Below are 12,236 nucleotides of genomic sequence, written 5' to 3' on the forward strand. Positions count from 1 at the left end.
GGGCGCAGACCACTGCTGCAATCGGATGGGATCTGATTCGACATGGAGCCAGCATAACTGATTTGCCAGCCGTTCCCTGACAGCTTTCGCGAGGCAAAACGGCGCGCCGCGACACGGACTGGGCCCGTGATCGTGGCGCGCCGTTCATCTGCATTGCAGACGGTTTACAGCGCGAACGGACCACCTGACAGACGCGCGTCAGCCCGCCGCCTGCGCCTGATGGCGAAACATGTAGCGGCGAGCCTCATCGTCCATCTCGGTCTTGAACCTGTGCTTGTCCTTGAGCGCAACCGCCCGCACCGCCGCCGGGCGGGCGCTGATCTCGTCGATCAGCCGCTTGAGGTGCGGCAGCTTGGCCGAGGCCTCCTCGCCGAGGACGAACGGAAGCATCCGTCCCCAGCCCCACACATCCATGTCGACGATGGTATAGGTGTCGCCAAGCATGTAGCGGCGGCTCTCGAGCCTGTCGTTCAGGATGGCGAAGTGACGCTGCGCCTCGAACAGGTAGCGGTTGAGGGCATAAGGCTGCTTCTCCGGGGTGAAGTGGCGGAAGTGGACCGCCTGCCCGGCATAGGGACCGACGCCGGTCGCCGCGAACATCAGCCAGGACAGCAGTTCCGCCCGCGCTGCCGGCGCATTCGCCGGCAGGAATTGTCCGGTCTTCTCGGCGAGGTAGAGCAGGATGGCATTGCTGTCGAACACCACCGTGCCGTCGTCCACGACCGCCGGCACCTTGCCGTTGGGATTGATAGCGAGGTATTCGGGCTTGAACTGCTCGCCCTTACGAGTATCGACGGCGATCGCCTCGTAAGGCAGGCCCGCCTCCTCGAGGAACAGCGCGACCTTGGTCGGATTGGGCGAACCGTTGAAGTAGAATTTCAGCATATCTGGCCTCTCGCTGTGACGCGCCGACGACAGGCGGCGCGATGCATCCGTTGTTATCCCACCCCCGCCGGCCGCGAAAGAGCGGCAGACCCGCCGGCCTCATGCCGCGCGAAGCGGCTTCAGGCCGAAATCGTAGTTCAGGTGATAGTAGGGCACGTTCAGCACCCAGCCATCCGGCGCGGGCCCCGGCTCACGCCGGACGAACTCGCGGATCAGGCTGTCCTTGACACCGAAAACCACGTCGGAATCCAGATACTGGTCACCGGCCTCGAACACATGGGTCACGAGCTGTTCGTGGCCTGGAGCCGAGATCATGAAATGCACATGGGCCGGCCGCCAGGGATGGCGGCCCTGCGCTTCCAGCATCTGGCCGACCGGGCCATCATGCGGAATGGGGTATGCGGCCGGCCGGATCGACCAGAAATTGAAGTGGCCTTTCTCGTCGGCATGAAACTTCGCGCGCATCGCCAACTGGCCGAGCGCGTCGAGCTGCTGCACGTCATAGTAGCCATCGCTGTCGGAGTGCCAGACATCGATGGTAGCATGCGGGATCGGCTGACCGTCCGGTGACGACACCGTCCCGGTCACCAGCAGCGGATCGCCCTCGACGCCCCCGGAGATGTCCTCGCCGAGCGCCCGCTCCGGCGCCGCATGCACGTAGAACGGCCCCAGCACCGTCGTCTCCGTCGCGCCTTCAGGCACCGGATGATTGATGGCGTCGACCAGCATCGATACGCCGAGCGCGTCGGAGAGCAGGATGAACTCCTGGCGCTTGTCGTCGCACATGTGGCCAGTGCGGGTCAGGAAATCGATGCCTTGCGCCCACTCCTTCTGAGTGGGACGCACTTCACGCACGAAAGCGTGCAAATGACGCACCAGCGCCTCGCTGATCTCCTTGATACGCGGGTCGCGTGCATCCCTGGTCCGCTCCAGAACCGCGTCGGTGATGGTGTGTTCGTCGAAGTTGCGCATGGCCTTTCCCCGGCATCAAAAGCTTCCATTGAGAGCGGTCGTGCCGCCCACCGCGACCGCATCGCCCGCGCACATTGCGGCCCGCGCGGCTCGCCGTCAGGCGAGTTGATCGAGCAACTGCTTCACGAGCCTGCGTTCGGTCTCGTTGAGCGGCGCCTGCGGTGGCACCGGATCACCGATGTCATATCCCTGCACCGACAGGCCGGCCTTGATGCAGGCGGCGAGGTTGAAGCGTGCGAAAACCTCGTTGATGCGCCAGAGCTTGCGCTGCAGGACGAGCGCCTGATCCCAGCGGCCAGCCTTGCACAATTCATACAGCGCAACGCTCTGCTGTGGCACGATACAAGCCGGCCCCGCCATCCAGCCGACACCCCCGATCAGCATCACCGCGGTCGGGATATGCGCAGAGGCCGCGAACACGCGGATGTCGTCGCCGCAGCGGTTCATGATCGACAGCACGCGGCCGGTGTTGGTCGACGCATCTTTGATGTAGCCGATGCGCGGATGGCGCGACAGCCGCTCGACGACGTCGAGCGACAGATCGGAGCGCTGGAACTGCGGGTTGGTATAGATCACCACGGGAATATCGACCGCATCGGCAATGGCGCGAAAATAGCTTTCGACCTGCGCCTCGCCGATCGGAAAATAAGCCTCCAGGATCGCCAGGATCCCATCGGCGCCGAGCTGCTGATAGGCCGTCGCCTGCATCACGGCATCCGTGGTGGATGCCGACGCCACGCCCGCCACCACTGGCACACGTCCCTGCGCCGCCTCGATCGTGGTTCGCACCACGGTCATACGCTGCGCCGGGTTCAGATAGGCGAACTCACCGGTCGATCCGAGCGGCGTGAGGCCGTGCACACCAGCCTTGATGAGATCGTCGCACAGCCGCGCCAGCACCGCGGTGCGGATCCCACCACCGCTATCGAGCGGAGAAACCAGATAGGGGAAGACGCCATGAAAACTCGCTGCAGCGGGCATGGTCGCTCGATGTCACAATGAAAACGCCGTGTACGCATCAAGCCGGCGGTTTGGCCCTCCCGTCAAGGGTGTGCCGTCTCGCTTTTTGGACAAAGCCACGGCACAGTCGGCCCGTCATCGAACGGGACGACGCCATGACAGAGCTCTCCTCACAGACCCGCGATCGCCTGCTGGCGGTCTCCACCGCAACGCTGAGCACCATCCTGTTCAAGCGTGGCCTGCGCAGCCAGTTCATCCAGGGCGTGCAGCGGCTGTCGGCGAAGCCGCTGAAGCTGGTCGGCCCCGCCTTCACGCTGCGCTACATTCCGGCACGGGAAGACATCGACGTGATCGAGGTGTTCCGCGATCCGGAGCATCCGCAGCGCAGGGCGATCGAAACCGTGCCGCCGGGCCATGTTCTGGTGATGGACTGCCGGCAGGATCGCACTGCCGCCTCGGCCGGCGGCATTCTCGCCACCCGCGCCATGGTTCGCGGCTGCGCCGGCATCGTCAGCGATGGCGGCCTGCGCGATGCCGATGAGATCGCCGAACTCGCTATGCCAACCTTCTGCGCGGTACGCTCGGCGCCCACCAACCTCACCCGCCATCACGCCGTCGACATCAATGTGCCGATCGGCTGCGGCACCGCACCGGTGTTCCCAGGCGATGTCATGGTCGGAGATGGCGACGGCGTTATCGTGCTGCCGCGCCACCTCGCCGACGACATCGCGCTGGAGGCGTTCAACCAGGACAGGCTCGAGAGCTTCATCCTCGGCGAGATCCGCAACGGGGCGGCGCTGCGCGGCATCTATCCGCCCTCTGCCGAAACGCTCGCCCGCTTCAAGGCCTCGCTCGGCGATGACAGCTCGGGCTCCGGCACGATCTGAAGCGCGCCGAAACCGAGCGGCGTGCACCGCTCAACCGCTGTTGCGCAGCCCCGCGGAGATGCCGTTGATGGTGATCTGCACGCCGCGCAGCACCTGCTCGTCGGTGCTGTGGGCACGGTGCGCCTTCAACAGCTCGACCTGGGTATGATTCAGCGGGTCGAGATAAGGGAAGCGATTGCGGATCGAACGCTCCAGCAACGGGTTGCTCTGCAGCAGGCGATCCTGCCCCATGATCTGCAGCAGCCGCTTGATCGAGGTTTGCCACTCGGCGCGGATGCGCTGGAAAATCGTGTCGCGCAAGGTCTTGTCGACAACCAGCTCGGCGTAGCGCGAGGCGATGGCGATGCTGCTCTTCGACAGCACCATGTCCATGTTGGACAATAACGTGCGAAAGAACGGCCACTCGCGATAGAGCTCCTGCAGCAGCGCGATGCCCTTGTCCGGGTGACGGGCAATCCAGCTCTCCACCGCGGTGCCGAAGCCGAACCAGCCAGGCAGCATCAGGCGGCACTGCGCCCAGCTGAACACCCAGGGAATCGCACGCAGGTCCTCGATCCGCCGGGTCTGCTTGCGCGACGCCGGCCGGCTGCCGATGTTGAGCGTGGCGATCTCCGAAATGACGGTGGATTCCCAGAAGTAGTCCTGAAAGCCCTCGGTTCCATAGACGAGGTCGCGATAGGCTGCGAACGCCAGCGAGGACAGCTCCTCCATGGCGACCAGATATTCCTCGCGCGGCGCCGCCTGCTGCGGCTGGATCAGGCTGGCCTCCAGCGTGCCGGCGACCAGGATCTCGAGGTTGCGGCGGCCGACCTCGGCATTCGAGTACTTGCTGGAGATGATTTCGCCCTGCTCGGTGATGCGGATCTGGCCGTTCACGGCGCCGCCGGGCTGGGCGATGATGGCATCATAGCTGGGGCCGCCGCCGCGTCCGACCGAGCCGCCGCGGCCGTGGAACAGGCGCAAGCGCACGCCATGGCGGCGAAAGACCTCGATCAGGCTGATCTCGGCCTTGTACAGCTCCCAGCCCGAGGTGACGAAGCCGCCATCCTTGTTGCTGTCGGAATAGCCGAGCATCACCTCCTGCACGCCACCGCGGCTGTCGACGAGGCGGCGGTAGGCCGGCAACGACAGCAGGCGGTCCATGATCCCGGCGCACTGCTGCAAGTCCTTGATGGTCTCGAACAGCGGCACCACATTGATGCGGCTCGTGCCGGAGGGATCGATGATGCCGACCTCCTTGAGCAGCACCGCGATCTCCAGGAGGTCGGAAACGCCCTCCGTCATCGAGACGATGCTCTGGTTCACTACCTGCTCGCCGAGCAGCTTGTGGGCCTCGGCGACCGCCCGCAGCACCGCAAGCTCCCCTCGCGTTTCCTCGCTGTAGCTGACGAAGGGCGATACCAGCGGGCGCACCGTGACGAGCTCGCGGACGAGCAGCTCGATCCGCGCATCCTCGTCGAGATCATCATAGCGGACGCCGGTCGCAGTCGCGATGAACTCGCCGACGGTGCGCTCGTGCACGGCCGAATTCTGCCGGACGTCGAGACTCGCCAGGTAGAATCCGAAGCAGTCCAGCGCCCGGCGCAGCAGCCGCAGCCGGCCCCGCGCGATGACCGCCGAATTGTTGGCGACCAGCGAATTGTGGATGACGTCGAGATCGGCGCGGAACTCGGCGGCGTCCCGATAGGGCGCGGCCTTGCCGACCGGTGGCCGCTCGGTGCCGACGCTGCCGAGTTGCACCGCGGTCGCCGCCAAACGCGCATAGATGCCGGAAATAGCGAGACGATAGGGCTCTCCGCGCCGGTGCGGTGACGGATCCGGCGACTGCCGCGCCAAGGCGGCCAGTTCCGGAGACACGTCAATGAGCTGCGACGCCAGCGACAGTTCGCCGCCCAGCTCGTGCAACTCCTGGAGATAGAAGTGCAGGATGCGGCTGCTCTGCAGCCGCAGCGTGTCACGCAACACATCCGCAGTGACGAACGGGTTGCCATCTCGGTCGCCGCCGATCCAGCTGCCGATGCGCAGGAACGACGCAAGCTCGCCCGCCTCGCCCGTTCCGGCCGCCCCGTCCTGCCGCAGGCGGTCCTGCAGCGCGCAGTGCAGCCGCGGCACCTCGTGCAGGAACGTGTAATCGTAGAACGACAGCCCGTTCGCGACCTCGTCGAGGACCGTCAGCTTGGTCCGCCGCAGCAGGTTGGTCTGCCACAACGAGAGGACCGCGCGCCGCAGCTTTTCTTCGATCTCCCGTCGTTCGTCAGCCGTCAGCTTGATGCGCTCACTGCGGTCGAGCAGCGACGCGATCTCCATTTCCCGGTCGATGGTGCTCTTGCGGCGCACCTCGGTCGGGTGGGCGGTCAGCACCGGGCTGACCAGGGCGGTATCAAAGAAGCGGCGCAGATCACCGACAGTCTTGCCGGTCTTGCGGGCCCGCGCCACAGCGGCCTCGATGGTCGACGGCTCCGGCGGCTGCCCGGCGAGCACCCGGGAGCGCTGCTGCCGAATGTGGTTCTGGTCCTCGGCGATATTCGCAAGGTGTGAAAAATAGCTGAAGGCACGGACGATGCGGACGGTGTCGCTGGTCGACATGCCGTTGAGGATGTCATCGAGCTCGCGGCGTGCGTCCTGGTCTTCGTCGCGATGGAAGCGGACGGACGTCTGCCGGATCCGCTCGACCAGGTCGAACACGCCAGCGCCTTCCTGATCCCGCACCGTATCGCCGAGGATACGCCCCAGCTGCCGGATATCGTTGCGCAGCTGGGCGTCCTCGAACCCCGCTCCCGACGTTTCCTCGCGCGACGCGCGCGCCTTGTCCAATGCCTTCACGTCCAACGACATGACCACTCCCTCGCCTGCGATTCCGCAGCGCACAAAATGAGTGTCCTATAGTCCGCGAGACGGCGCAAGATGCCGAAATCGGCAGCATTTCAGCGCCAGACGGGGAAGCGAGGTCGCGCGGTCGTCACGCGACCCATTATATGAACGGATCTGCGCGACTGCGGCGGATGGCAACGGCTCGTCCCGAGGTGGATCGCCGATGACGCGACCATCGCGCCGTTCGGCGGCGAGCCGATCGTCGTTCGCGTCACCATCCCACTCATCGACGACCAATGACGGAACGCGGACGACTGCCGTGCCCAGCCGCGCCGGTCGCCCAAGCGGGGTGGTTCCGCACCCGGAGGTCATTCGACTTGCATGCGAATGTTCCTCCGTCGACTTCGACACGCACGTACACGTGAAAACGACGGCCATGCCGCTTGCAGCGACAGCGCAATGATCAGCGTCATGCCCGGGTGCATCCACACCACACGAACTGCTCGAGGCGACCCAAAAAACACAACTGCCTCATCTGCATGCGAAAACACGCACGGTCCGCTCAGAAGCGCGTTGACGGCCATCGCCGCTCATTTCTTCAGCAGGAATGTGCGCGTGCAAACGAAGCGAGGCGCATCGCGTCAAACATATCGACCATCACGACTACAACTTCACGGACATGTAATCTTGTCATGCTACCGTGAGTGAGATACGCTAGACGCATATTTCAAGACTTCATTTTTTATCAATTTTGAGTGGGGGTGCACGTGCGTACACTCGTCACCGCTGGCCCGCCGACGTCCAATGGCGATTTGCATCTCGGCCATCTCTCGGGCCCCTATACCGCCGGCGACATCTACACGCGCTACCTGCGTTTGCAGCGTCGCGACGTTCACTATGTCTCCGCAGCGGACGACCATCAGAGCTATGTCGCCCTGAAGGCGACGCAAACTGGGCGAACGCCGCAAGACGTCGCGGACGAGTATGGCCTCGTCATCAAGACAAGCCTCGACAAGGCCGGCGTTGCGATGGACCTGTTCGGGCAGCCGTCGCGCTCGCCGCGCTATATCCGCTTCCTCCAGGATTTCGTTGCGACGCTGCATGCCAAAGGTATCCTGTTCGCGCGCACCAGCGACGTCCCCTATTGCGAAACCTGCGACCGCATGCTGTTCGAGGCGCACATCAAGGGACGCTGCGCGCACTGCGGCGCCGGATCGGACGGCGGCATCTGTGAGGCCTGCGGACATCCCAACAAGGGCTCGGACCTCGAAAGTCCACGTTGCGCGGCCTGCGGCACCCCGCCAAGCAGCAGCCGGCCTTCGACCAGACTGTTCTTTCCGCTGAACAACTATCGCGACTACCTTCGCGGCTATGCCCAGAATGCGGTGATGAACCCTCATGCCCGCGCGCTATGCGACTCCCTTCTTGCCAAGGAATTGCCGGACGTCGCCGTCACTCAGCCCGCCGACTGGGGCATTCCGGTGCCGATCGACGGTTTCGAAGCGCAATGCATCTCGGCGTGGTTCGAACTCGGCCCGCATTATCTTGCGGTCTGCGAGATGCTGCATGAGAATGGCGGAGGACCTGAATGGCGCGAGTTCTGGACAGGCGACGCCGACGTCATCCAGTGTTTCGGATTCGACTCCGCCTACTTCCACATCGTGCTGTTCGCGGCATTGTTCCACGCCTATGATCCGGCGATCCGGCCCCCCAAAGGCTTCATCGTCAACGAATTCTACCGGCTCGACGGCCGCAAGTTCTCCACCAGCCGCAAGCATGCCCTGTGGGCTTCAGATTTTCTGGACGAATACGCCAGTGATGCCGTTCGCTTCCACCTGTGCCTGACCCGGCCGGAGAGCGAGCAGACCAACTTCACCGTGGCCGAATTCCTGCAGACGCTGAACGGCGAGCTCGTCGGCGTCTGGGACTGCTGGCTGAAGGCTCTCGCGACCAAGATGTCCGGTCAGCAAGCTCCGCGCGCCGAGACCTGGCAGCCGGAGCAGCTCCGCTTCCATCAGCGGCTCGCCCGCCTGGTGAGTGAAATCGGCGCATCCTACGAGCTCGACGGCTTCTCCCCGCACCGGGCCGTGCGGCTGTTGAGCGAACTGGTGCGAGAAACGGTCGCCTTCGCGACGGCCAATGTCCACCATGCCGACAATCCGCACCGGCAGGACGAAAACCGCACCAATATCGCCCTTGAACTCGCCGCGGCCCGCGCGCTGGCGCTGACCGCACGGCCGGTGATGCCACAGTTCGCCGAGCGGCTCTGGACCGACCTCGGACACCCATTCCCGATCGATCAAGCCGAATGGGAGAACGTGCCGAGCCTGCTCTCGCCCGGCAGACCACTTCATCTTTCGGCACTTGGATATTTTTCACCGTCTCTGCCGCAGGACAAAGTCCTCGCGGCCTGAGACAGCCTTGGCTCGTCATTCAGCGGACCGGTGCCATGCCAGACACAGCAGCCGTCAACGAAGTTCGTGCATCCTATCCTCAGGAGCGGATCTGGTTCGTCCACCAGCTCGCCCCCGCCAGTGGCGCCTACAATATCCTGTTCAACCACGCCCTGCCGTCGCCTGCCGATGAAGGCGCTCTGCGCCGCGCCTTCCAACGGCTGATCGAGCGCCATGAGGTGCTGCGCACGACGTTCATCGAACGAGACGGCCTGGTGTTTCAGGTCGTTCACGCACCGCCGGCGGAGATCGATATCCCGCTGATCGACGTCTCCGAACTTGATGAAACTGACAGTGCCGCTGCCGTTCAACGTCTGACCGAAGATGAGCTGCACGTGCCTTTTGATCTCCAGCACGGGCCGCTGATCCGTTGCAGGCTGCTGTGGTCGTCGTCGGACCGCCTGTCGGTGATGATCGTGATGCACCACATCATCAGCGACGGCTGGTCGACGACTGTGCTTGCCAACGAACTCGACCGGCTTTATGCCGACGAGATCAACGGCGGCGCCCCCAGCCTGCCGCCGCTGCCGATCCAGTATGCCGACTACTCGGAATGGCAGCGCGCCCGCAGCAACAGCCCGAAGATCCAGAAGCAGCTCGCCTACTGGCTGAAGCAGCTCAAGGATGCGCCACCGGTGATCGAGCTGCCGCTCGACCGGCCGCGTACCGGCAATCCGGATACCGCTGGGAAGGTGAAGCTGTTCTCGATCCCGGCCCGTGTCACATCGGAAGTATCGTCGCTCGCCCGGCGCAAGCACGCCACGGTCTTCATGGTGCTGGTAGCCGCATTCAAGACCCTGCTGTACCGGATGACCGGTCAGGACGATCTCGTCATCGCCACCGTGGTCGCCAACCGCACCCGGATCGAGCTGGAAAGCATGATCGGCTGCTTTCTCAACAACCTGGTGCTGCGTGACAAGCTGCAGCCGCAAATTAGTTTCGAAGATCTCGTGGAACAGATCCGCGACACCACGCTCGATGCCTATTCCAATCAGGACATCCCGTTTGAGCTGGTCGTGGAGCAGCTCAATCTGCCGCGCAGCCTCAGCCACAATGCCGTGTTCCAGGTCATGGTGGCGTTCCAGAACTTTGTCAGCGACCAGTTTGCGGAGCTCAATATCGGCGGCGCGGATACCGAGGAGGGCGGCATCGTCACTTCACCGGCGATCGCCAAGTTCGACCTGTCGCTATCGATGTGGGAAGCCGGCGGCACCATCGGCGGCGGCATCGAATACCGCAGCGACCTGTTCGACGACGACACCATCGATCGCCTGATCCATCATTACCGCGTCTTGCTGGATGATGCCACCGCACGCCCATCCGTGCGGCTGCGCGATCTCAAGCTGCTCGACGAGCGCGACTACCAGACCATCGTGCACGACTGGAACAACTGGGAGCTCGACTATCCCAGGGACAAGCTGATCCATCAGGCCGTCGAGGAGCAGGTTGCGCGGACTCCGGACGCTCCGGCGGTGCTGTTCGGCGACAGCCATCTGACCTATGGCGAACTCAATCGCCGCGCCAACCGTCTCGCTCACCACCTGATCGCTCTTGGATGCAAGCCGGAGCGGATCGTCGGTATCATGGTCGAGCAATCGCTCGACATGATCGTCGGCGTCCTCGCGATCCTGAAGGCCGGCGGCGCCTATCTCGCCATTGATCCGCGAATTCCCGAGGAACGGCTCTCTTACATCGTCCGTGACGCCGATCCCCTGGTCGTCCTGACGCATGACGGCTCCGTCGAAGCGCTCACACACGCCGGAGCGACGCCGCTGGTGATCGACACCGCCGCCGACCTCACTTCACCTGGCGAAGAGATCAATCCTGGCGTGGCGCAAGGTTCGCGGTCGCTGGCCTATGTTCTCTATACTTCCGGTTCGACCGGCCGCCCCAAAGGGGTGATGATCGAGCACCGCTCCGTGATCCATCACCTCTGGGGCATGAACCTGCAATACGCGTTCGGTCCAGCCGACTGCTTCTTCCAGAGCCACGCCTATACCTTCGATGTATCGGTGTGGGAGTTCTTCATGCCGTTGGTGAGTGGCGGCCGGGTGGCGATGATCAAGCCAGACAGCCACAGCGACGCCGCTTACCTGATCGATACCATGGTCAAGGCGGGCGTGACCTATGCCTGCCTGCTGCCGCCGATGCTGCAGCTCGTGCTCGACGAGCCGAGCGTGGAGAACTTGAACAAGTCGGTGCGCTGGGTGATCTGCGGCGGTGAGCCGCTATCTCCGGAGCTGGTGCTGCGCTTCTTCGACAAGATGGATGCGCGGCTCGACAACGCCTACGGCCCCACCGAAGCGACCATTCACAATACCTACTACCACTGCCAGCGCGGCTCGCAGCCGCCGGTCATTCCGATCGGCCGGGCCATGCCGGGCGCGAAGGTCTATATCCTCGACGCCAATCTCAATCCGATGCCGATCGGCGCTCCCGGCGAGATTTGCATCGGCGGCGACGCAGTAGGGCGCGGTTATCTGAAGGCGCCGGAGCTGACCGCGGAGAAATTCATCCTCGACCCGTTCGCCGACGACATCGGCGCGCATCTTTACAAGACCGGTGATATCGGCCGCTTCCTGCCGGACGGCAATATCGAGTTTCAGGGACGCCGCGACATGCAGATCAAACTGCGCGGCTTCCGCATCGAGCTCGGCGAGATCACCCATACCCTGAAGCAGCACCCGGCCGTCAGCGAGGCGGTGACCATCGTCCGTGAGGACAGGCCCGGTGACCGTCGCATCGTCAGCTATGTCGTGGTCGACGGCATCGGCGACCTCACCACGACGCTGGTGGACTATCTCGGACCGCGCCTGCCCGATCACATGATCCCGAGCGCCTTCGTGCGGATGGATCGGCTGCCACTGAAGGACAGCAACAAGGTCAATGTGGCGGCGCTGCCCGCCCCGTCCGCGGCCGCGTCGCGATCGGGGGTCTTCATTCCGCCGCGCACGGCGGACGAAAGCCACCTCGCCGAGATCTGGAAAGACCTTCTCGGCATCCAGCAGGCCGGCGCCCGCGACAATTTTTTCGAGCTCGGTGGACACTCGTTGCTGGTAACGCGCCTGATCGCCCGTATCCGGGCGGAAATGGGTGTGGTGCTGTCGATCCGTCAGATTTTCCGTACTCCGATCCTCGACGAGCTGGCGGCAGCGATCCAGGCCGCTCGGCAAGTCGCCGACAAGGAGCTCGACGACGAGATCGTCGCGCGGCCACGAACCGTTGTGCGTTAGTGCCCGCTGCTCGCAGTTCGTGTCACATCACGGCA

General features: G+C 64.1%; 7 protein-coding genes. 3 read left to right on the forward strand and 4 right to left on the reverse strand.

Annotated features, from left to right (window positions below; genetic code table 11):
* Nucleotides 1-198: 198 nt before the first annotated feature.
* The 3 genes from AB4Z37_RS01955 to AB4Z37_RS01965 all read right to left on the reverse strand — a co-directional run bounded on the left by AB4Z37_RS01955 (nucleotide 199) and on the right by AB4Z37_RS01965 (nucleotide 2,838).
* A complete protein-coding gene (locus AB4Z37_RS01955) occupies nucleotides 199-885 on the reverse strand; it encodes a glutathione S-transferase family protein (protein WP_441514988.1) in 687 nt (228 codons plus the stop codon).
* A 99-nt stretch (nucleotides 886-984) separates the two neighbouring features.
* The gene (locus AB4Z37_RS01960) at nucleotides 985-1,857 is read right to left on the reverse strand and encodes an intradiol ring-cleavage dioxygenase (RefSeq protein ID WP_441514989.1); all 873 of its coding nucleotides are present in this window, start codon (nucleotides 1,855-1,857) and stop codon (nucleotides 985-987) included.
* A gap of 96 nt (nucleotides 1,858-1,953) precedes the next feature.
* On the reverse strand, nucleotides 1,954-2,838 hold the full coding sequence (locus tag AB4Z37_RS01965) for a dihydrodipicolinate synthase family protein (protein ID WP_441514990.1): 885 nt from the start codon (nucleotides 2,836-2,838) through the stop codon (nucleotides 1,954-1,956).
* A 134-nt stretch (nucleotides 2,839-2,972) separates the two neighbouring features.
* On the opposite strand from AB4Z37_RS01965, the gene AB4Z37_RS01970 reads away from it, so the two are divergent.
* On the forward strand, nucleotides 2,973-3,704 hold the full coding sequence (locus AB4Z37_RS01970; protein WP_441514991.1) for a ribonuclease activity regulator RraA: 732 nt from the start codon (nucleotides 2,973-2,975) through the stop codon (nucleotides 3,702-3,704).
* 30 nt (nucleotides 3,705-3,734) lie between these two features.
* On the opposite strand, the gene ppc is transcribed toward AB4Z37_RS01970, so the two are convergent.
* Nucleotides 3,735-6,539, reverse strand: coding sequence for a phosphoenolpyruvate carboxylase (ppc, locus tag AB4Z37_RS01975; RefSeq protein WP_441514992.1), 2,805 nt, complete (start codon nucleotides 6,537-6,539; stop codon nucleotides 3,735-3,737).
* A gap of 743 nt (nucleotides 6,540-7,282) precedes the next feature.
* On the opposite strand from ppc, the gene AB4Z37_RS01980 reads away from it, so the two are divergent.
* Together AB4Z37_RS01980 and AB4Z37_RS01985 are read left to right on the forward strand one after the other, a co-directional pair.
* Complete coding sequence (locus AB4Z37_RS01980) at nucleotides 7,283-8,929, forward strand: methionine--tRNA ligase (protein ID WP_441514993.1); 1,647 nt, start codon at nucleotides 7,283-7,285, stop codon at nucleotides 8,927-8,929.
* A gap of 35 nt (nucleotides 8,930-8,964) precedes the next feature.
* The gene (locus tag AB4Z37_RS01985) at nucleotides 8,965-12,201 is read left to right on the forward strand and encodes a non-ribosomal peptide synthetase (RefSeq protein WP_441514994.1); all 3,237 of its coding nucleotides are present in this window, start codon (nucleotides 8,965-8,967) and stop codon (nucleotides 12,199-12,201) included.
* Nucleotides 12,202-12,236 lie beyond the last annotated feature (35 nt).

It is taken from the genome of Bradyrhizobium sp. 2TAF24 (assembly GCF_052115025.1).
Classification (GTDB): Bacteria; Pseudomonadota; Alphaproteobacteria; order Rhizobiales; family Xanthobacteraceae; genus Bradyrhizobium_A.

Excerpts from the sequence above, each read along its gene's own strand:
- AB4Z37_RS01955 (WP_441514988.1), bottom strand. The coding sequence starts at position 885 with ATGCTGAAATTCTACTTCAACGGTTCGCCCAATCCGACCAAGGTCGCG.
- AB4Z37_RS01960 (WP_441514989.1), bottom strand. The coding sequence starts at position 1,857 with ATGCGCAACTTCGACGAACACACCATCACCGACGCGGTTCTGGAGCGG.
- AB4Z37_RS01965 (WP_441514990.1), bottom strand. The coding sequence starts at position 2,838 with ATGCCCGCTGCAGCGAGTTTTCATGGCGTCTTCCCCTATCTGGTTTCT.
- AB4Z37_RS01970 (WP_441514991.1), top strand. The coding sequence starts at position 2,973 with ATGACAGAGCTCTCCTCACAGACCCGCGATCGCCTGCTGGCGGTCTCC.
- ppc (WP_441514992.1), bottom strand. The coding sequence starts at position 6,539 with ATGTCGTTGGACGTGAAGGCATTGGACAAGGCGCGCGCGTCGCGCGAG.
- AB4Z37_RS01985 (WP_441514994.1), top strand. The coding sequence starts at position 8,965 with ATGCCAGACACAGCAGCCGTCAACGAAGTTCGTGCATCCTATCCTCAG.